General features: G+C 31.6%; 18 protein-coding genes. 13 read left to right on the top strand and 5 right to left on the bottom strand.

Annotation, left to right across the window (positions count from 1 at the left end):
- The first annotated feature begins 113 nt into the window (after positions 1–113).
- Together aroC and D1816_RS05115 are read left to right on the top strand one after the other, a co-directional pair.
- The gene (aroC, locus tag D1816_RS05120; protein ID WP_066309650.1) at positions 114–1,178 is read left to right on the top strand and encodes a chorismate synthase; all 1,065 of its coding nucleotides are present in this window, start codon (positions 114–116) and stop codon (positions 1,176–1,178) included.
- Between the two features lie 110 nt (positions 1,179–1,288).
- Positions 1,289–2,617, top strand: a complete 1,329-nt coding sequence (locus D1816_RS05115; protein ID WP_066309655.1) for a dicarboxylate/amino acid:cation symporter — start codon at positions 1,289–1,291, stop codon at positions 2,615–2,617.
- On the opposite strand, the gene D1816_RS05110 is transcribed toward D1816_RS05115, so the two are convergent.
- Positions 2,618–3,499, bottom strand: coding sequence for a LysR substrate-binding domain-containing protein (locus D1816_RS05110; protein WP_118501434.1), 882 nt, complete (start codon positions 3,497–3,499; stop codon positions 2,618–2,620). It abuts the gene before it with no gap.
- Positions 3,500–3,592: 93 nt separating this feature from the next.
- Between D1816_RS05110 and D1816_RS05105 the strand changes: the two genes are divergently transcribed.
- Positions 3,593–5,038: an aminotransferase class I/II-fold pyridoxal phosphate-dependent enzyme gene (locus D1816_RS05105; protein ID WP_066309659.1), complete on the top strand. Its 1,446-nt coding sequence runs from the start codon at positions 3,593–3,595 to the stop codon at positions 5,036–5,038.
- A 119-nt stretch (positions 5,039–5,157) separates the two neighbouring features.
- Positions 5,158–5,562: a hypothetical protein gene (locus D1816_RS05100; RefSeq protein WP_120702431.1), complete on the top strand. Its 405-nt coding sequence runs from the start codon at positions 5,158–5,160 to the stop codon at positions 5,560–5,562.
- Here D1816_RS05100 and D1816_RS05095 read toward each other — a convergent pair.
- The gene (locus D1816_RS05095) at positions 5,559–7,433 is read right to left on the bottom strand and encodes a DUF4139 domain-containing protein (protein WP_118501432.1); all 1,875 of its coding nucleotides are present in this window, start codon (positions 7,431–7,433) and stop codon (positions 5,559–5,561) included. The two genes, D1816_RS05100 and D1816_RS05095, sit on opposite strands and share 4 nt — an antisense overlap.
- Positions 7,434–7,722: 289 nt before the next feature.
- Here D1816_RS05095 and D1816_RS05090 point away from each other — a divergent pair, with 289 nt between their 5' ends.
- Together D1816_RS05090 and D1816_RS25585 are read left to right on the top strand one after the other, a co-directional pair.
- Positions 7,723–7,911, top strand: coding sequence for a hypothetical protein (locus D1816_RS05090; protein WP_118501431.1), 189 nt, complete (start codon positions 7,723–7,725; stop codon positions 7,909–7,911).
- Positions 7,912–8,229: 318 nt separating this feature from the next.
- Complete coding sequence (locus D1816_RS25585) at positions 8,230–8,370, top strand: hypothetical protein (protein WP_158597785.1); 141 nt, start codon at positions 8,230–8,232, stop codon at positions 8,368–8,370.
- A gap of 21 nt (positions 8,371–8,391) precedes the next feature.
- On the opposite strand, the gene D1816_RS05085 is transcribed toward D1816_RS25585, so the two are convergent.
- The 3 genes from D1816_RS05085 to gcvT form a co-directional block, all read right to left on the bottom strand.
- The gene (locus D1816_RS05085; RefSeq protein ID WP_118501430.1) at positions 8,392–8,805 is read right to left on the bottom strand and encodes a thiol-disulfide oxidoreductase DCC family protein; all 414 of its coding nucleotides are present in this window, start codon (positions 8,803–8,805) and stop codon (positions 8,392–8,394) included.
- Positions 8,806–8,868: 63 nt separating this feature from the next.
- On the bottom strand, positions 8,869–9,684 hold the full coding sequence (locus D1816_RS05080; RefSeq protein WP_118501429.1) for a sugar nucleotide-binding protein: 816 nt from the start codon (positions 9,682–9,684) through the stop codon (positions 8,869–8,871).
- Between the two features lie 75 nt (positions 9,685–9,759).
- Positions 9,760–10,842 carry a glycine cleavage system aminomethyltransferase GcvT gene (gcvT, locus tag D1816_RS05075; RefSeq protein ID WP_118501428.1) on the bottom strand — a complete coding sequence of 361 codons (1,083 nt, stop codon included), beginning with the start codon at positions 10,840–10,842 and terminating at the stop codon, positions 9,760–9,762.
- A gap of 221 nt (positions 10,843–11,063) precedes the next feature.
- On the opposite strand from gcvT, the gene D1816_RS05070 reads away from it, so the two are divergent.
- The 7 genes from D1816_RS05070 (at position 11,064) to D1816_RS05040 (ending at position 22,650) form a co-directional block, all read left to right on the top strand.
- Positions 11,064–11,498 (top strand): DUF3052 domain-containing protein, encoded by a 435-nt coding sequence (locus D1816_RS05070; RefSeq protein ID WP_232517333.1) that lies wholly within the window; start codon positions 11,064–11,066, stop codon positions 11,496–11,498.
- Positions 11,499–11,655: 157 nt separating this feature from the next.
- Positions 11,656–12,228, top strand: a complete 573-nt coding sequence (locus D1816_RS05065) for an RNA polymerase sigma-70 factor (protein ID WP_205504653.1) — start codon at positions 11,656–11,658, stop codon at positions 12,226–12,228.
- A gap of 75 nt (positions 12,229–12,303) precedes the next feature.
- Positions 12,304–13,281, top strand: a complete 978-nt coding sequence (locus tag D1816_RS05060) for a FecR family protein (protein ID WP_118501426.1) — start codon at positions 12,304–12,306, stop codon at positions 13,279–13,281.
- 86 nt (positions 13,282–13,367) lie between these two features.
- Complete coding sequence (locus D1816_RS05055) at positions 13,368–16,889, top strand: SusC/RagA family TonB-linked outer membrane protein (RefSeq protein WP_082832299.1); 3,522 nt, start codon at positions 13,368–13,370, stop codon at positions 16,887–16,889.
- Between the two features lie 10 nt (positions 16,890–16,899).
- Entirely contained in the window at positions 16,900–18,384 is a 1,485-nt protein-coding gene (locus D1816_RS05050) for a RagB/SusD family nutrient uptake outer membrane protein (protein ID WP_118501425.1), read from the top strand.
- A gap of 51 nt (positions 18,385–18,435) precedes the next feature.
- Positions 18,436–19,665, top strand: coding sequence for an IPT/TIG domain-containing protein (locus tag D1816_RS05045; RefSeq protein WP_118501424.1), 1,230 nt, complete (start codon positions 18,436–18,438; stop codon positions 19,663–19,665).
- Positions 19,666–19,857: 192 nt separating this feature from the next.
- Positions 19,858–22,650: a S9 family peptidase gene (locus D1816_RS05040; protein WP_118501423.1), complete on the top strand. Its 2,793-nt coding sequence runs from the start codon at positions 19,858–19,860 to the stop codon at positions 22,648–22,650.
- Positions 22,651–22,674 lie beyond the last annotated feature (24 nt).

Raw genomic sequence — 22,674 nt, 5'->3', positions numbered from 1 at the left:
ATCTTAAATTTTTATTCAGGAAACTTTACTTTTTATATCATATTACTACCTTGTTTTTGAAGATTAAAAATTATTTTAGCGTAAAATTATTTTAATTTATTAAGTAAGGTTTAATGGCAGGAAATACATTTGGTAACTTATTTAAAGTAACCACTTTTGGAGAATCTCATGGAGTAGCTATTGGAGGTATAATTGACGGTTGCCCGTCTGGAGTAGCTTTAGATTTAGAGGCTATTCAGACTGAACTGGATCGTCGTAAACCTGGGCAGTCTGCTATTGTAACACAACGTAAAGAACCTGACACAGTAGAGTTTTATTCTGGAATTTTTGAAGGAGTTACTACAGGAACGCCTATTGGCTTCGTGATAAAAAATGCAAATCAAAAATCTAAAGATTACTCGCATATAAAAGACTCATATAGGCCTTCGCATGCAGATTATACTTATGATCAAAAATATGGAGTAAGAGATTATAGAGGAGGAGGTCGTTCTTCTGCAAGAGAAACAGCCAGTAGAGTTGTAGCAGGTGCAGTTGCCAAACAAGTGTTATCTGAAATTAGTTTTAATGCTTATGTGAGTGGTGTTGGAGCTATCAAGCTAAACAAAGCACATACAGAGTTAGATTTTTCTTTAACAGAAAGTAATATAGTACGTTGCCCTGATACAGAAAAGGCAAACGAGATGGAAACTTATATCAAACAGATCCGTAAAGAAGGAGATACTGTGGGAGGTGTAGTAAGTTGTGCTATTTCAGGAGTACCCATAGGATTAGGAGAACCTGTCTTCGATAAACTACATGCAGAATTAGGAAAAGCAATGCTTTCAATCAATGCGGTAAAAGGTTTTGAATACGGTAGTGGTTTTGAAGGGGCAGCATTAAAAGGTAGTGAACATAATGATTTGTTTAATTCTGATGGCACGACTAAAACAAATCTTTCTGGAGGAATTCAAGGTGGTATTTCTAACGGAATGGATATTTATTTTAATGTGGCTTTTAAACCAGTGGCTACGATAATGCAGGATCAAGAAACTATAGATAAGGATGGTAATATTGTAAATATGCAAGGAAAAGGTAGACACGACCCTTGTGTTGTGCCAAGAGCGGTACCCATTGTTGAAGCTATGGCTGCACTAGTACTTGTTGATTATTGGTTGATGAATCGAACGATTAAGAAATAGAAAAAGAAGAACACAAGTTAATATTTTATGGTAATCTTATATAGGTTACCGTTTTTTTGTTTTTAATTTATATCTTCGACGCTGTTTGGCTTAAATTTTAAAATATTCACATGAAAAAAATCGCATTGCATTGGCAAATCATGATCGGAATGCTATTAGGTATAGTATTTGGATTTATTATGACAACAATCTCATGGGGTAAGGGGTTTACAGGTGATTGGATAGCACCATTAGGTACTATTTTTGTAAACCTTCTTAAGCTAATAGCAGTACCTTTAATATTGGCATCTCTAATAAAAGGTATATCTGATTTAAAAGATATTTCAAAATTTAAAAAAATTGGTGGTCGAACTATTGTAATTTACATACTAACAACAGTAATTGCAATAACTATTGGTTTATTGTTAGTTAATGCTTTAAAGCCAGGTAATGGTATCACTCCAGAAACTATTGAAAAGTTAACTACTGAATATGCTGGTAATTCTAAAATTTCAGAACGTATTGCCGAGGCGGGTAGACAAAAACAAAGTGGCCCTTTACAATTTGTAGTGGATATGGTACCGCAAAACGCTATTAAAGCAATGAGCGATAATAAAATGATGTTACAAGTTATCTTTTTTGCTATTTTCCTTGGAATAAGTATGCTTTTGATAAAACCTGAACAATCAGAACCTCTTAAAAAATTCTTTGATAGCCTTAACGATGTAGTACTAAAAATGGTAGATTTGATAATGTTATCAGCACCTTATGCTGTTTTTGCATTATTGGCTAACGTGGTAGTAACTTCTGATGACCCAGATATATTATTGGCACTGTTACGATATGCAGGTGTTGTAGTATTTGGATTGTCATTGATGATTATATTTTATTGTATTCTTGTTTCTGTAATCACGAAAAAATCTCCGTTTTGGTTTTTAAAACAAATTAGTCCAGCACAATTATTAGCATTTTCGACAAGTTCTAGTGCGGCTACCCTGCCAGTAACGATGGAAAGAGTAGAAGAACATATTGGGGTTGATAAAGAAGTATCCAGTTTTGTGTTACCTGTAGGAGCGACCATAAATATGGATGGGACAAGTTTGTATCAAGCTGTAGCTTCGGTATTTATTATGCAGGTTTTATGGCCAGAAGGACTTACATTTAGTAATCAGATAACTATTGTTTTAACAGCTTTATTGGCTTCGATTGGTTCAGCAGCTGTACCTGGAGCAGGTATGGTAATGTTGGTTATTGTACTGGAAGCGATAGGTTTTCCCTCAGATAAATTACCTATTGGTCTAGCATTAATCTTTGCTGTGGATAGACCTTTGGATATGCTTCGTACTACTATTAACGTTACAGGTGATGCTACAGTATCTATGATCGTTGCAAAATCCGTTGGAAAGCTAGGAGAGCCTAAGGTTAAAGAATGGGATGATCATTATGATGCTGTAAAGTAATTAGTTTACTTTCCAATTTTTAAGTAGCTCAAAGAGTTCTGGGTATTCAGATTCCCTTTCGGGATTCCACATCATAGTAAGTTTCGCTTTTTGTTTAATATTTTTTAACTCGATACTCTTTATAGGAAACTCATGTCCGTGTAATGAAGAAATAGGCTCTAGTGTTATACCTAAGCCAGCTTCAATTAGTCTAAAACTTGTACTTGCAGAATCTGTTTCATGAACGACCTTTGGCGTAAAGCCTGCATCGACACAAATAGATTCTAAGATGTGTACGTAATTTGGACCATCAGATACAGTAGGAAATATGAACTCTTCTTTCGCAAAAACAGAAAAGTCAATGTAATTATTTTCATTAACAGGATGGTGATCAGGTAGCAAAACAACAAAGTTGTCAATGTGTAAAATTTTACTTTTTAAGTTAAATGGAACCATAGGATTTGTGGCAAAACCAATATCTAATTCATTTTGTTGTAAAGCGAGATATTGATCGCGATTATTCATTTCTTTTAATACAGCCTTTATGTCAGGAGTTTTTTTATTAATTGTTTTTAAAATTTCAGGAAGAATAGTTTGCATGATAGAATGCGTAAAGCCAATTCGTATTTCGCCAGCTTTTCCATTATGTATTTGAACACTTTGCGCGTTAATTCTGTCGAATTGAGAAAGTAGTTTTTTAATTTCTTTTATAAAATAAATGCCGGCTGTAGTATGCTCTACATTACGTTTATCTCTTTTAAAGATAACAATGCCAATTTCCTCTTCTAATTGTTTAATTTGTCTGCTTAATGCAGGTTGTACAATATTTAGCTCTTCGGCAGCACGAGTAAAGTTCAATTTCTCGGACAGTACAATTACATTTTTTAGCTGTTGAATTGTCATTAATTCATTTTTGTTATTAATTCATCAAAATTAAGTATTTTTTATTATTAATAAAGATGACTAATTTTGAGGTATCACTTAATTTTTTGGAATATGAAAGACGTAATACCTACTAAAGATGCACTAGAAAAAGCGTATGACCCTAATGATTTTAGAACACTAGGACATCAAGTGATTGATTTGCTGGCAGATCATCTAGAAAAAGTACAGAATGATAAAAATGAGCCTGTATTATCCTATAGAGATCCTGAAGATGAATTAGAGTATTGGAAACAAGATTTATCTTCAGATTCAGAGGTTAGCGACGTTTTTAAGAATATTCTAGAACATTCTATAAGCGTACATCATCCTAGATGTATTGGTCATCAAGTATCTGTCCCTGCATTGGTTTCTGGACTCGGAGGCCTTATGTCGGATTTGCTTAGTAATGGAACAGGTGTATATGAAATGGGAATGGCATCTAATGCTATTGAAAAGATAATTACTGATCTTGTTGCAAACAAAATCGGATACACTAGTGAGGCTTCTGGCTTTTTAACTTCTGGAGGTACTCTAGCCAATCTAACGGCATTATTGGCAGCTAGAAAAGCAAAATCACCTTCTGCTGTTTGGGAAGATGGTCATGTTGAAAGGTTAGCGGTTATGGTTTCAGAAGAAGCACATTACTGTGTTGATAGAGCAGCTCGTATTCTTGGTTTTGGTAATGATGGAATAATCAAAATACCCGTCGACAGTAATTTTAAGATAGATACAACTTTACTTAATCAAGCTTTTGATACTGCTACTAAAAATGGTTTTCATGTAATAGCTGTAATCGGTTCTGCTTGTTCTACCGCAACTGGATCGTATGACAACCTAGAAAATCTTGCGGATTTTGCAGAAAAAAATAATATTTGGTTTCACGTTGATGGGGCACATGGAGCCGGAGTTGTATTTTCAAAACGCTATAAACATTTGGTAAATGGCATTTCACGAGCGGATTCTGTTGTATTGGATTTTCATAAAATGTTAATGACACCGGCATTAACTACAGGTTTAATCTTTAAAAATGCAAATGATTCATATCAAACTTTTCAACAAAAGGCTCAGTATTTATGGGATTCTCAAGAAACAAGAGAATGGTATAATTCTGGTAAAAGAACTTTTGAATGTACCAAGTTCATGATGTCGATTAAAGTATATACCATATTAAAAGCTCATGGAGAGGAAATATTCGAAAACAATATTGATCGATTATACGACATGGCCAATGAGTTTGCTAAAATGATCGAGAAACGTTCATATTTTGAGTTGGCAATGCAACCACAAGCTAATATTGTGAACTTCAGATATAACCCAGAAACAAACAGTGCTATCGATTTAAATATTCTTAACGCTAAAATTAGAGAAAGCCTAATTTCTTCTGGTAAGTTTTATATTGTTCAAACACGAATAAAAGGAGACCTTTATCTAAGATGTACAATTATGAACCCATTAACAACAAAAATGGACTTTGATGCTCTTTTAGAAGAAATAGAGCACGTAGGAGCGTCAATCTAGAATCTAATAAACCACATAAATAACTTATTATTTGGTTTTTTTAACACTTTATTCACGCAACGAACACTAAAGGTATGCCATCTGTAGTTATATAATGTATCAACCAATAATTCAATAATATGAAACCTTTATTTAGTGTTTATGTGGTATTAATACTATCAATGATTAGTTGTAGTAATGATGACGATTCTAACGACGCAATTGCTTCGGGTTTAAATGGAAAATGGAATTTGGTAAATATATCTGGTGGTTTTACAGGAATAGATCATGATTTTGCCATTGGTACAATAGTATGGGATTTTAATGAAACAAATAACATGGTCACTGTTACTAATAATAACACCGATACTACCATTAGTGATATATTACCTTCAGGGACTTATTCGTATTCAATAGTTGATAAAGAAAGTATTAAAGAATTGATCGTCAATGATATTAATCGAGGTACTTTTGAAATGACCAATGATGAATTTATCATTAACGAACAATTTAGAGATGGTTTTAGAGTGGTTTTTAGACGTTAAAGGTTTATCCTCCTGCCTTTTGGATATTTGACTTGATAAGAGAATTGTTTTTCTTGTTTTGTATTTGGGATTAGATTTAATTTCCAGGTTAAAATTCCTGTTTTAGAATTGTAAGCTGCGTCTTGAGTAATCTCGTTGTTTAGTTTTATTTCTTTATTTTGAGAAACAGGAATTCTATCTTCTACAATAATTTTTATATTATTTTGCTTATTATTTTTGACACTAATATTGTAAGTGTAATTGGATATACTATTAGTGCTGATAAATGATTTACTTTTAAAATTGTTAAGTTGTTTTCTTTCTACAATAATATTTTGATCGATACCTAGAGATACGGTTAAACTATCGGCAGTCGAAGAAGGATCGATATTAGTTTTACCTGCATAATTACCTTCAAAATAAATATTTGCTTCTCCTGCTAATAGACTATGATATCCCCAATCTTTTAGTTTTGCAGTTAAAAATACATTTTCATTAAGCTCAGGAGCAACATAATACTGATAATCAACTTTTATAACAAAATTATCTATAGTTAATGTTGTGATATCTGCATTAGAAGGGATATTATACTTTTTTTTAATTTTAAACCTTGTATTTGTGATCCCTTCTTCTTTTTGTTCTACAATTTGATTGTATTCTTGTTTTTTCTTTTTTTCTCTATTAGTTTTGTAGGAATTTCTATTTGATCTTGAAGAAGTACCATATCCTGCAATAATTACTTCTTCTAATTCTGCAGTGCTTCCTTCTAGTTTTGTATGTATTAAAGAAGAATGTATCGGAATAATCTCGTTTGAAAAACCGACATAAGAAAATGAAAGTTCTCGGCCGCCTTGAATAGTAAGACTGTATCTTCCGTCAAAATCTGTTTGTGTCCCATTAGAAGTGCCTTTTTCAAGAACATTAACGCCGGGTAATGGTTGTCCATTAGAATCACTAACAATACCAGTAACATTTTTAACGGTTGGGTTGTATTTATAGGTATATCTATTTGTACTATTTCTTCTTTTATAACCACCATATGTGAAGTTTAAAAATTTAGAAGTTAAGTCCGGTTTGATATTATTAGTATTAGGATCTCCTGTAGAGAGAGTTATATTAATGTTTTCCCAATTTGTTCCTGTTTGTTGATAAACATTAGCTTTATATGCTATTTGTAAAGGTTCTTCAATACTTTTTGATTTGATGTCGTAAATAGGAAACCATCCTGCACTATCAACCGTGTATCGTATTTCTAAGGTTAAATTGGTATTTACAGGAGCATCAAGTTTTAATTTTATTTGACCTCTTTTTTGTTTATTATCATCGAGCTTTTGAATTTCATTTTGTACGTCATGTATATGATCATTGATTTTATCTTTTTTTAGAATAAGGGCATATGTTTCATTTTGTATAATTATAGATCTTTCTCTATAATATGTTGATATTTCCTGAATTTTTGATAAAGATATTGGGGTTGTATCATTGCTTAACCTTTGATTATTATCAATGATCTTTTTTTCTTGAGAAAATCCGGATAACAGATTTTCTATTTTATTCTTTTTAAATAACAAATCATCTAATTTATTTTTTAATGCTTCTAATTCTTCAGAGTCTTTTTTATGCGTTAGATAATCAATACTATAATTAGTAGAAAGAATTGTAGTATTTTTTAATCCAGATATTTGAACGCTATTTTCTTTTATATCTGGAGATAAATCGACGAATAAAATCTCATTAATTCCAGGTTTTACAGATATTGGAGCAATTCTTTTTATTTGGGCCCCTGTAAGATAAACTGTTACTTCTTTAACGGATGATTTGGTTTTTTTACCAGTGTTTGCGCATACTAGTGATGATAGTAATAGTAAAAAAAATAATGTATAAATTCTCATATCAAAATAGTTTTATATCCACGTTAAACACATAAATACTGCAATATGCATGGATGGTTAATCTTTCTAAAAATAAGTTTGTATCTAATTTGAAACAATGTCAATTGAGTGAAGTACTCTTTTCATTGAGTAAACTATTTTTACAGATTATTTACTTTAATATGTAAATACCATATTTAGAGTAGGGGATTTTCCCCCTATTCATTTTCAGTTAAACTCCCCTTATATAACATTAAGCTTATATCTACCTTTGGTATTCACTAGTATCACACACTAAAATACCAAGATTATGAAAAGGCTTTTATTACCCACAGTTCTTATTGCGTTTGCAGTAGTTTGTCTTAGTATAGTACATGTTGACAACGTAAATAAGTTAGATGCTCAATCAAAAGAGCTTAGAAAAAAACAACAAACAGAACTTAATGTACAAAATCGTATAGATGTAAATACGACATCTGATTTACCAAAAACAAAATGAAAATTTAAAAGAGATTCCGTCTTTAAAGAAATTGTATAATATAGGGAAAACTGAAAGTAAGGGATATAATGCCAAACAGCTGCTTTACAATATGTAGAGTAGCTGTTATTATTTAAAAACGTCGTCTTTACATTAAAAAGCGGTTATAAATTAAATTGATTTTTTACTACATATTCTAAATTGGGATAACGAATTCTAATTGGATGTCAACGAATTCTAAATGGACTACTATATAAACTCTTTTATAAGATTACATTTAAACCGTAAATTAATTACGGTTTGTAATACTGATTTGTTTTAATCCCAAAATAAAATAATATGAAACAGTTTTTATTACCTTTAATTCTTATATGTTTTACAATATTCTGCTTAAGTTATGTACATATGGATAATATGGATAAACTTGAAAAAAGAGCCGTTGTAGAAGAAGAGGTAAAGGATAACAATATAGCTATTTAAGAAAACAAATAGACACATTGATTATTGATCTATAAAAAGAGCTTTGAGTTCGGCAGTCGGAATCATACAGCTTTCTTTCTTACCAAACCACTTATATCTGTTTTTGGCTACGATATCATAAATCCAATCTCTAAAGAATTTTGGTAGTATTAGAAAAACAGAAAGTATAGGGTATAATCCAGACAATTCCTTGGCAATATGCAAAGCAGCAGTTGATTTATGATAGTAGGCAATCTTAGGATCAATTAATAAGATAGAATCTATTTTAGAAATATCGATATTTCTATCTGCTATCAATTTTTCACCTATTTCACTTTGTAAAGAGGCATATCTAAAGATACCCTTTTTGTCTCGCTTAATGATAAAATTTATAGCACTATTACATAAATTACAAACACCATCAAACAGGATAATTTTTTCGCCTTCGTTAATCATACTACAAAGATACAACGAATAATTTTTTAGGTTTAGGATTTAGGAATTTGTTAACCTTATGAGTTAATTTACTACTACAGAATCAATTACTTCTTGAGTAGTAATCTGTAAATTTTTAGGAAGCTTATTGTCTTTAGGTAATACCGCAAGATATCGATCACTATTAGAGTCATAGACTTGTTTGTATATAGGGTCATCTAATTGTAGTGTATCACAAATTTCTTTAATTAGATCTAAATGATAAATAAGATCTGTACTCCCCAAATGAAATACTCCTTTTTTATTGCGATTTATGATATAATGTATTTGCTGTGTAAATTTAGCAATAGAAGTTACGTTAATAATGACATTAGGAAATACTTCTATTGGAGCTTTAAGATCGTGCAAGGTTTTAAGTTCTTGCACTCTTGGAGTAGTTGCTCCGAAAATCATAGGTACTCTTGCAATTACATATTTATTGGTAGGTAATCGCATAAGGGCGTTTTCGATTTTTATCTTAAACCGGCCATAAACGCTATCACTTAATGTTTTATCATATTCATAAGATGGATAATTACTAAAAGAGTCAAATACATTTGCACTTGAAACAAATACGAGTTTGCATTTATGAACCTTTATCCAATTAATAATACGTTGATGAACATCTAATTGAGAATTAAAATTACCACGAATCGTTGAAATGATTATCGTAGGTTTCAGATTATCTAGAAGAATAGAAATATCTTCTAGTTCCATATCATACTGAAAGAATTTTTGATTTTTTTCTAGTAGTTTATTATCTGTTCTATAGGTGCCATAGGTATCAAAATAAGAATTTAACTCTTTATAGAGTGCATTTCCTATAAAACCACTAGCTCCTATGATTAGAATTTTTTTCAAAACTGTTTTATAAAAAATTAAGTTTCAAATAATAAACCTATTTGAAACTTAACATTATTATTTTTATTATAAAAATTAACCTTTATAAAAGGGTAATTTAACGATTGTTGCAGGAATTGCTTTTTTACGAACTTGAATATTAATTTTAGTACCTGGTTTTGCTAAATCAGTAGGAACGTATCCCAATCCGATTCCTTTTCCAAGAGATGGAGACATTGTTCCAGAAGTAACTATTCCTATTGCATTTCCTTGATTATCAACGATATCATAATCATGACGGGGAATACCGCGCTCGTCGAGTTCAAAACCCACTAATTTTCTATTGGCTCCTTTTTCTTTTTCTTCCGCCAATGCCTTGGCATTAATAAAATCTTTAGAAAATTTAGTAATCCAACTTAATCCAGCTTCTATAGGAGAAGTTGTATCATTAATATCGTTTCCATAAAGACAATACCCCATTTCTAATCTTAACGTATCTCGAGCTGCAAGTCCGATAGGTTTTATACCAAAATCAGCTCCCGCTTCAAATACCTTATCCCAGATTTGTTGTACTTCAGAATTCTTACAATAGATTTCAAAACCACCACTTCCTGTATATCCCGTTGCAGAAATAATTACGTGTTCAATACCCGCAAAATCAGCTATTTCGAATGTATAGAACTTCATTCCTTCAAGATCTACAGAAGTTAACGATTGCATAGCTTTAGCTGCTAGAGGCCCTTGAATTGCCAATAAAGAATAATCGTCAGAAAGATCACGCATTTCTGCATTCATAGTATTATGACTACTAATCCAATCCCAATCTTTCTTTATATTCGAAGCATTTACGACCAATAAGTACTTTTCATCCGCTATTTTATATACAATCAAGTCATCTACGATTCCTCCTTTGTCGTTTGGTAGACAACTATATTGTGCTTTTCCTTCTGTTAATTTAGACGCATCATTAGTCGATACTTTTTGTATAAGGTCTAATGCATTAGGACCTGTTATCAAAAACTCACCCATATGAGAAACGTCAAAAACTCCAACAGCCTTACGTACCGTCTCATGTTCTACAGTTACACCTTCATATGAAACAGGCATGTTAAAACCCGCAAAAGGAACCATTTTTGCGCCAAGTGAAATATGAGTTTCTGTTAAAGCTGTATTTTGCATAATTAGATGATTTAATATTGTGATTTAGTGAGGCCGAAAGTAAAAAACTTTGTGTTGGTAAACAATGGTTTTTTGTTATAATCTTAATAAAATGTCAGTTTTATAAAATCAATTTCTGCTAAAATTATCAAATTCATAATTTACATTGTTTATTTTACTATTTCACACAATTTGAAAAGTAGATATATGTATAAGTTTTGTTAATTTTATAAGGAACCTTTGTGTACATATTAATAGTAGTAGTAATGGCAGCAGGATATTCAGGAACGGCTTTATCAAAAAAATTAGGAATTAAAGAGGGGTATACTATAGCCTTATATAATCAACCCGATTATTATTTTGATCTTTTTTCAGATTTACCTGAAAATGTTATAAATACTGATGTATTAGGAAAAGAGACTGTAGATTTTGCGCATCTTTTTTGTACCACATTTATAGAACTTAGTGGTATAGTCACAAAGTACAAACCTGCCATAAAAAAGCATGGTATGTTATGGGTGAGTTGGCCAAAAGGGAGTTCAAAAATTGTAACAGACCTTAAAAGGGATATGATACGAGAATATTTAATCCACATTGGATTGGTAGATGTAAAAGTGGCTGCAATCGATGATGATTGGAGTGGTTTAAAGTTTGTATACAGAACAAAAGATAGATGATGTACAATAATATATCTTCTCTATATTTTAGCAATTCTTAGAAGATAATTAGAATTAAAACGATTTTTTTATAATAATTAAAGTTTTAATGTTAATTATTTGTTGTCATGAAGTTAAATAAAAATCATTTATATTTGGTTGTGGAATTACAATAATGATGAAGAGGGAATCACATATAACAGATGAATTTTTAATCAAAAAAATAAATGAAGGTAACGAAGAGGCCTTTAAAATTGTCTTTGAATTATACTACAGTAAATTATTGTACTTAGCCCAAAGTTATATATCAAATAGAGAAGATGCAGAAGAGATTATTCAGGATGTGTTTTTAAAAGCATGGAAAAAAAGAAAGAAAATTACTTCTAATATAAACGGATACTTATTTAAGATCACGAAAAACTCTTGTCTGGATTATTTAAGATCCAAAAAACATAAACTTAGTAGAACCAATAATATGGTTCAACTTGAGGCATTTTTAAATCATAATGCTTTGTCGGATAAAGATACATCTACAATTTTAGAAAAGGAATTGGAGCTAAGAATTCAGGAAAGTATCTCATTACTTCCAGAAAAATGCCAAGAAGTATTTGTAAAAAGTAGAATAGAAGGTCTAAAGAATAAAGAAATATCTAATGAGTTAGATATTTCTATTAAAACTGTAGAAAATCATATGTCAAAAGCTATTAGGCATATGCGATTTCATCTCAAAGAATTCTTATCATTATTTTAATATTTTAAAAAAAATTAAAAGTAACTAGGGGGTGTTACATTTTTATACGTCTTTATATATATAAGACTATATTTAATGCAAGACAAAGACCTTAAGAAATATATTAAAGGAGATGCAAGTCCTGAAGAGAAAAAATCCATCATAGAATGGATTCGAAAAGATAAAAAACATCAAAAACAATTTAATTTACTAAAAGCACAATATGTTGCTGCCACCTTAGATTCATTAAATACAACCGATGTTAATGAGTCTTATCAACGTTTTTCGTCTAAGAAAACGAAGAAGAAAACGTATTACTATACAGCTATAGTAGCATCAGTAATGATGCCATTTTTACTGCTGTATTTTTATTCATCGTTTTCTAACAATGATTTAATTGTAAACACCACAAATTATTTAAAGTTTGGTACACGAACAGTATCAACAGAACACGGTGGATTTAAGACTGTTGTTTTGCCAGATGGATCTACCATTGTTCTTAATGCAAATAGCTCTATTTCTTACCCTAAAGAGTTTACCGATAGTTTAAGAAAAGTTACATTGATAGGAGAAGCTTTTTTTGATATCAAAAGAAATATAAATATGCCCTTTATAGTCGAAGCAGAAAACCTTAAGATTAAAGTGCTAGGAACCTCTTTTAATGTGAAGTCTTATCCTAAAGACGAGAAAATAGAAACTACATTAGTTACTGGTAAAGTAGAGGTTCACAAACAAAATATTGAACAAAATCCAATAGTTTTAGAGCCTTCAGAAAGAGCTGTTTTTGATAAGAAAAAGAGTAATATTAAAGTTGATAAAGTAGATTCTAATCGTATTGTCGCTTGGCAAGATGGTAAATTGATTTTTGATAATACTCCTTTAAAACAAGTAGTACTGGATTTAAATAGAAAGTATGATGTTGAGTTTGTTATTCAATCAGATTCTCTCCTTCAGTATAAATATACAGGAGAATTTGATAACCTGAAATTAGAAGAAGTATTAGAGCTATTAAAAATATCCTCACCTATAAATTATAAATATGAAGAAAATAAAATTATGCTTGACCCAGAATAAAACTAAAGAAGAGAGTGCTGCAACACTCTCTTCTTAAAACAATTTAATTAGACTCAGAATAAGAATAATTAAAATCACACAAAATTATGAAAAAAAACTTTTCGGAAGTTTTCTTATCCAGAAAACATCTAATAAGAATTATGAAAATATATTCGTTGCTTATATGTATTACTATTTCGAAGCTATTTTCGTTTAATACATACTCACAAAATATTTCAGTTTCATTAGAAGAAGTTACCTTACAGATTGCAATCAATGAAATAGAAGAAAAAAGTGAATATCGCTTCTTTTATAATAATAACCTGATAGATATTTCAAAAAAGGTTTCATTAAAAGCAACTAATGAAAAACTGAAAAAAGTACTTGGTAAACTATTGATTAAAACTAATATAGATTTCAAAATTTATAAGAATCAAGTGGTTTTGTTTCCAAAAAACACAAAAACGTCAGAACAGGTATTAAAGAAGTTATTGAATTCTATAGATGAAAAAGAATCAAAAAAGGTATCGAACTTAAAAAAGCCTAAAAAGAAAAAAAATATAGCTGCATTACAAAATATGGTTAGTGGGGTAGTTACTGCTCAAGATAATGTGCCTTTACCAGGAGTTAATGTTGTTATCAAAGGCACTAATAATGGTACTCAAACCGATTTTGATGGTAATTACAAGTTGGAAGCTAACCAAGGAGATGTTTTAGTTTTTTCTTATATAGGACTCATTACTAAAGAAGTTATTATTGGTACAAGTACTACAATAAATATTACCTTACAAGAGGATGCATCAACTCTTGATGAAGTAGTAGTGGTAGCATATGGTGTTGCACGCAAATCAACCTATACAGGGTCAGTGACCCAAATTACGGCTACAGAAATAACAGAACGACCAGTAACAAATGTTCTTACGGCATTAGATGGCGCCGCAGCGGGAGTTCGATTAACTCCTGCAAATGGACAACCAGGTTCTAGTCCAACTATTAGAGTTAGGGGGATCGGTTCTGTAAATGCTTCAAGTGACCCTTTAATTGTAGTTGACGGAGTACAGTTTACAGGTGATTTTTCAAATTTAAACCCAAATGATATTGCAAGTTTATCCATATTAAAAGATGCTGCTTCTACTTCTTTATATGGTAGTAGAGCTGCAAATGGAGTAATTTTAATTACCACAAAAAAAGGTAAAAAAGGCAGAAAAGATACTTTTACACTCGATGTTAGCCAGGGAGTTAGCACTAGAGGTATTCAGGAATATGAAAGAGTAAGTACCAGAGAGTATTATCCATTAATGTGGGAAGCATTACGAAACAGTTTTTCTATTTCAGATAATATTCCTCTTGACGAAGCTAATCAAAGGGCTAGTGATGAAATTTTCGGAAATTTAGGAATCAACCCTTTTAATGTTCCTAATGATCAAATCGTTTTGACCGATGGTAGCCTTAATCCTGCAGCAGAATTATTATATACAGACGATTTAGACTGGCAAGATTTTTTAATAAGAACTGGGTTTAGATCCAATCTGAATTTTTCTTATAGCGGAGCTTCAGAAAAAACAGACTATTTTGCTTCTATAGGGTATTTAAAAGAAGATGGTTACCTTATTAAGACTGATTTTGAGAGAATCACAGGTCGTATAAATGTTAATAGTCAATTAAAAAAATGGTTTAAAACAGGACTTAATTTGTCTGTATCTACCACAACAGCAAATAATGCTTCAGATGGTACTAGTACTGGTAGTGTAAACCCATTTAACGTATCAAGATCTATTGCTCCTATTTATCCCGTTTTTTTGCATAATCAAACTACCGGAGCGTTTTTATTAGATTCTCAAGGAAATAGACAATACGATTTTACCAGTCCAAGAGCAGGTGCAGGAGGTAGAAATGTAATACAAGAAACATTATTGAATAGAGATGTAGATGAGATCTTTTCTTTAAATAGTAGAGTGTACGCAGAATTTAAATTTCTGCAAGATTTTACTTTTACTATAAATGCTGCACTTGATAAACGTTTCAGAGAAGGTGTAGAATTCGAAAACCCTATTGTTGGAGATGCACAAGGAGCAGGAAGGCTTACCAAGCAAACATCTATTCGTAGTGCAATAAATTATAATCAATTACTTAGATATAGTAAAGATATTGGCAAACACACTCTAGGCGTGTTATTAGGGCATGAAAGTTTTGAACAAGAAAATAATTTCTTTGAGGGACAAAGAACTGGAGTAATTGCAGAAGGAATTGATGAGCTTGTTAACTTTACGACAACGACAGATTTAAATTCTGATACAGGAAGATTAACAAGAGAAGGGTATTTTAGTAATATTACATATGACTTTAATGATAAGTATTACATCTCTGGATCTTATAGAAGAGACGCTTCTTCGCGATTTCTGAATAATAGATGGGGGGATTTCTTTTCTGTTGGGGGCTCATGGAGATTAAATCAAGAAGAGTTTATGAATTCTATAGAATGGATTAATAACCTTAAACTTAGAGCGTCTTATGGTGAAGTTGGGAATGACCGATTAGGTAGTTTTTATATAAGTCAAGCATTGTTTGGTTTAAATAATAATAACGGACCTGAAGGAGGAATACTAGCTTCAGCATCCGGAAATCCTGATTTAACTTGGGAAACAAATATACAATCTGATGTTGCAATTGAATTTGGTCTGTTTAATAATAGAGTTTTTGGAACATTAGAATATTACAATAGAGAGTCTAAAGATTTACTTTTTGAAGTTCCCTTAGAGCTTGAAAATGGTTTAGACGATAGACCCGACAATATAGGAAGTTTAGTAAATAGTGGATTAGAATTAGATTTGAATATAGGAATTATTAAAACTACTAATTTTAGCTGGGACTTAAATGTAAATGCATCTACCTTAAAAAACGAAATTACAGAATTACCGCAAGAAGAAATTATTAATGGTACAAAGAAACTATTTGTAGGCGGTGATATTTTTTCGTTTTTCCTAAGAGATTGGTATGGTGTAGATCCAGCAGATGGATCTGCTCTTTATATTTTAGATCCTGATAAAGGTGCAGTAGGGGATAGCGATGTACGAACTACCGCAGACGGTACGATTGTTACAACAAATCAGAATGACGCACTCTTTGATATTGTAGGTACTGCAACTCCTGATCTTTTTGGATCTTTTACCAATAGCTTTAAATATAAAAATTTTGAATTAGGGATTACATGTACATACCAACTAGGGGGTGAGACCTTTGATAGCGCATATCGAAGTTTATTACATTCTGGAGATTTCGGAGATTCATTTCATATAGATATTAGAGATCGTTGGCAAAACCCTGGCGACATTACTGATGTGCCTAGGTTAGATGTAGAGCAATTAAGCAATTTTGGAGCCAGTTCTGATAGATGGTTGGTTAAATCAGATTTTCTTGCTTTAAGACAAGCTAATTTGGCTTACAATTTTAATCGAACATTAACCGAACGATTAGGATTGAGTAGCGCAAGAATATATATGAGTGGAGAAAATTTATTTGTATTAAATGCTCGAAAAGGATTAGAACCTGCACAAAGGTTTGCAGGTACTACCTCAAACAGGTTTACACCTGCCAGAATTGTAACATTAGGATTTAACGCAACATTTTAAAAAGAAAACGATGAAAACGAATAACAGATTAATTCTATTAATTTTAGTGTTCACAAGTGTTTTTTTTAATTCTTGTGAAAAAGATTTTTTAGAGGAAGTACCTACTGAGGATATCGCTTCTGAAACAGCTACAGAAACTACAGAAAACTTATTTCTGGTAGTTAATGGTATTCACAGGTCACTATATATTACTTATGGTAGTAATAGAAGAGGAGGTGTCGGAGCTTTTATGATGCAGGTCGAAGCTTTAGGAGAGGATTACGTAATGACTGATCGTGGAAATAATAGATTTATTAATTTTTATAAATGGATTGATAATCGGGATGCTTCTGATTCTGATAATTTATTTCCGTATAGAGTATATTATAGAATAATTAGAAATGCTAATACTATAATTAATGGTGCAGATCAAGCAGTTGGTCCTATAGAACAAAGAAATGCAGCAGTTGGTCAAGCATTAATTTATAGAGCTTGGGCTCATTTTCAAATGGTTCAGTTATATGCTAAAAGATATGTTCCTGGGGAGACGAATTCTCAACTGGGTATTCCTATTAGTTTAACTGTAGATCAGGAACCAGCAGAACGCCCAACAGTAGAGGCTGTATATGCTCAAGTTAATAAGGATTTAGATGATGCAATTATTGCGCTTGAAGGATATACTAGACCAAATAAATCACATTTAGATAAAAGTATTGCCCAAGGTCTTAAAGCAAGAATAGCGCTTGTACAGGGTAATTATGCTACTGCAGCTCAGTTTGCAGAAATAGCAAGAGTTGGATATGCATTAATGTCTAGAGATGATTATTTTAATAACTTTTCTGATTTTACTAGTGATGAATGGATGTGGGGTAGTCATATACAAGAAGATCAAACTACATTCTTTTCTTCTTATGGGTCCCATATTTCCAGAAATTTTAGTTCTAATAACATAAGACGAAATCCTAAAGCTATCAATAGTACTTTGTATGATGCCATACCAGATACAGATATTCGGAAGTTATTATTTGATCCAACAGGAGAACATTTAAACTTACCTGCAGGTGTAACATTACCTCCAGGTGGAGTTCTTAAACCTTATACGAGTCAAAAATTTATTGCAGAAGGTACAGATGATTCTAGAATGGATGTACCCTATATGAGAGTATCAGAAATGTATCTTATCGAAGCAGAGGCTAAAGCCAGAATGGGTGATGCTTTGGCTGCTAATGTATTGTTTAATTATGCAATAGTACGAGACCCTTCTTACATGTTGTCTACGAATACTGGTACAGCATTAGTAGATGAGATTTTATTACAAAGACGATGGGAGTTATGGGGAGAAGGTTTTAGATGGTACGATTTAAAACGTATGGACTTACCTCTTAACAGAAATGGTGCTAATCATATCCCTTCATTAGCTGTTGAACTTGATATACCTGCAGGAGATGATCGTTGGCAATGGTTAATACCCCAAGATGCAATAAACGCTAATCCATTATTAAAGCAAAATGATTAGGTCGAATGATTGCAATGCATAAAAGATATCTTTTAATATAAAATATATAGAATGAAAAATATAATAATGACTATCACAAAATCAACCATGTGTATAGGTTTAGTTGTTTGTGTTTTATTATGGTCATGTGATGATAATGATGATGCATCATTTGATCCATCGATAAGAGTGAATCCTCTTACTATTACCAATATTGAGCCCAGTAGTGCTCTTGTTGGATCGACAATTACCATCAGAGGAACCAATTTTAGTACTACACCAAAAGATAATGTAGTAGCTTTTACAGGGCTTAATGGAGTCGTTAATGGAGTAGTTACTGTTTCGTCTTCTAATTCAATTACGACTACGGTGCCTAGTAGAGCAATTACAGGAGTAGTTACGGTAACAACTAATCGCGAAGAAACCTCTGGAGCAGATTTTACCGTTACCTATCCAGCACCAACAATAACAAGTGTTTCAGAAACTAGTGCAGTAGAAGGTGCTGTAATTGTTGTTATGGGAACAAATTTTAGTCCTTTAGCAAGTGAGAATAAAGTTAAAATTAATGGATCTGAAAACATTTCTGTTAGTACCGCCACAACAACATCGATTACATTTACAATTCCTTCTGGAACACCAGTAGGAACAGCTCCTATTATAGTATCTGTTCAGGGAGTAGAAGTAATAGGCCCTGATTTCACACTTCTTGAAGCTGTCACAGTAACAGTACCTATAAATGAATCCTCAGATGATGTTGAGGAGGCTTTAATTGGAGATGAAGTTGGTGAAATGTCATTAGGAAGTGGGGATCTTGAAATTGGTGAAATAGATGGGGCAGGTACCCCGGATTTTGGATTACCAAATATTGGGCTACGATTTAATGAAATAGCTATACCTAACGGTGCTGTTATATCTTCAGCTAGCATTCAGTTTACTGCCGATAATGATGGATCAGATCCAGTGGAGATGACAATTTTTGGAGAAAATATTGGTAATGCACCCACATATACAGATACTAATGGTAATCTATCTGCAAGAACATTAACAATGGCAAATGCAGTTTGGAATATTCCTGAGTGGGTAACCGAAGGAGATAAGTCCGAAGCACAAAAAACGGTGGATATATCTTCGATTATACAGGAGATTGTAAATAGGAGTGATTGGACAAGTGGAAATAGTTTGAATATTATTATGAAACCTTCAGGTGCATCACTTAATGTTACTTCTACATCTGCCGGAAGGGAAGCAGAGACTTTTGATGGTGATGCAGCACCAGAATTAATTATCACTTTCCTAAAATAGCATAAATTTGAATCAGCTATAGATCAAAATCAATCCGGTAGTTTTAATACGGTACCGGATTGATTTTTAAGAACCTTAATTACTAAACAACATTACATTGGACGTATTTAACTACGTACTCTTTTCTTTTGTAACTTTAAAGAAAATTTAATAAGTGAAATTTTATAAATTTCCTTTCCAAAAAATCTAATAATGATACATAGAGCAATCACTTTTCTATTCTTTTTTAGTGTAACACTATCTTTTGCTCAAAAAAAAGTGATCACACATGATGATTATGACTTGTGGAAAAGCATGAGTGATGTCAAAATATCTAAACAAGGCAAATTAGTCGTTTCAACTATAAAAACTTCTACAAAAATGGGAGATGGATATGTTGAGATTTACAACACAATAAGTGGAAAGAAATTTACTTTTTTTAATGGATATGAAACTTCAATATCCCACGACGAAAAATATGTAGTTTTTAAAAGAAAACCGGCTTATCAAAAGACTAGAAAAGAAAAAAAGAAAAAACTCAAAGAAGCAAATCGAACTAAGGATGCATTATTTATTTACGATGTAAAAAACAATAAGATCTATGACTCTATTCTAAATGTAAAAAAATACAAGTTACCTAAAGAATATTCAGGATGGGTAGTTATAGAAAAATATAAGAGTAAGAAAAAGGATACACTGATTAAAATAAAATCAAAGGCTTCTAAGCAAAACTATGCTTTAGTTTATACTTTAAATACAAAGAAAAAAGATACTATATATCAAATAAAAGATTTTGTGTTATCAAATAAAGGAAAACAACTTTATTATACCACTAGTAGTAAAGAACAACCTAAAAAAGATAATGTAGCACTTCCTAGAGATAACGGAATCTATAAATATAATTTGACTTCGGGAATTAGCCAAACGATAGACGAGGGCAAATACATTTATAAAAAATTAGCTACGAATGATACAGGTACTGAACTTTCTTTTATCGCAATAAAAGATTCTGTAAATATAGAATACCTTAAATACGAATTATACTATTTTAAAGATAATCAACTTAAAAAAATAGTAGACAGTTCCGTAAAACACCTCAATGACCATTGGGAGTTAAGTGGTCAACAAACACCTTTCTTTTCAGAAAGTGGTAATAGGTTATATTTTTATTCCAGACCTATGAAGCAATATAGAAAAGATACGACTCTTTTAGAAGAAGAAATTCCTCAAGTAGACGTCTGGCATTGGAAAGATAAAATGATCCAACCAGAACAAAAATCAAAATTTAAAGAGCTAAATAAAAAAGCCTTCATATCATATTTTGATATTGAAAGAAATGCTTATGTTCACTTACAAGATAAAGATACCGATGATCTCATTTTTGATAAGAAAAAAGAACAACCTTATATTTTTGGGGCCACAAGTTCTCCTTATGATGTACAACGCTCTTGGGATATTACATGGAAAGATTTTTTTGTAATTGATTCTAAAACCGGAAAGAAACGTCTTTTATTAAAAAATACTGCTTTAAAACCTTTTTTATCACCTGATTATAAATATGGATTGCATTTTGACATAAATACAGGCCATTGGTTTTCTCTTGATTTAAAAACCTTAACAAAAACCAATCTTACCAAAGAAATACCAGTAGCTTTTTATGATGAAGAAAATGATCGTCCTATGTTACCAAGGCCATATGGTTTTGGTGGTTTTGACAGCAAAGGATATGCTTTGGTTTTTGATAAATATGATATCTGGAAAATAGCGTTAAACGGAAAAGAAAAGCCAATTAATATTACTAAGAACGGAAGAAAAAATAATGTAGAATACAGAACAGAAAGATTAGATTCAGAAAATAAGAATAATGCATCTTATAGCAATAAAAAATTAGTGGTTACAAGTTTTGATAAGAGCACTAAGGCCTCAGGTGTTTTTGTTTTAGAAAAAGATAAGCTTGTAGAAAAAATAAAAGCAAGTGATTTTCTAATAAGTAGTTTTAAGAAAGCTAAGAATGCTGATGTTTTTACATATAGAAAAGAAAACTTTAAAACATATCCGGATTTACATGTTTCTAAAAATGATTTTACTACTGTTAAAAAGATAACGCAGATAAATCCACATCAAGAAAATTTCAAATGGGGTACAGCAGAACTTTTTTCTTGGAAAGCTTATGATGGAACACTATTAGAAGGAATCATTTATAAACCACAAGATTTTGATCCTTCAAAAAAATATCCTATGATCACTTATTTTTATGAAAAAAGATCGGATACCTATCATAAACATCATGCTCCACAACCCAGTGCATCAACGGTAAATGCAGCATATTTGGTAAGTAATGATTATATTATGTTCGTTCCTGATATCGTTTATAAAGAGGGAAAGCCTGGTCCAAGTGCATATAATTGTATTGTTTCTGGAGTAGAGGCAGTAGAAGAATTGGGCTATGTTGATAGCAATAATTTGGCTATTCAAGGCCAAAGTTGGGGAGGATATCAAGTGGCATATTTGATAACGGTTACTAATAAATTTAAAACAGCAATGGCCGGTGCACCTGTGAGTAATATGACCTCGGCTTACGGTGGGATTCGATGGCAATCAGGACTTAGTAGAGCTTTTCAGTATGAAAAAACACAAAGTCGTATAGGTAAGAATTTATGGGAAGGTTTTGATTTATATATAGAAAACTCACCTTTATTTGGTATCCCTAAGATTGAGACACCATTGCTTATGATGCATAATGATAAAGATGGAGCAGTACCATATTATCAAGGTATAGAAATGTTTATGGGAATGCGAAGATTACAAAAACCAGTTTGGTTATTAGTATATAATGATGAAGCTCATAATCTTAGAAAAGTGAAGAATAAAAAGGACTTGTCGATTAGAATGATGCAATTTTTTGATCATTACCTAAAGGATCAGCCTGCACCAGAATGGATGAATAAAGGGGTTCCTAGAATTCAAAAAGGTAAAGACTTTGGTTATGGACTTGATAAGGGGTAATTATTCTCCTAATACTTCTAAAAA

The sequence above is a fragment of the Aquimarina sp. AD10 genome, from assembly GCF_003443715.1.
GTDB lineage: Bacteria > Bacteroidota > Bacteroidia > Flavobacteriales > Flavobacteriaceae > Aquimarina > Aquimarina aggregata.
This window is presented reverse-complemented; position numbering and strand designations above follow the sequence as displayed.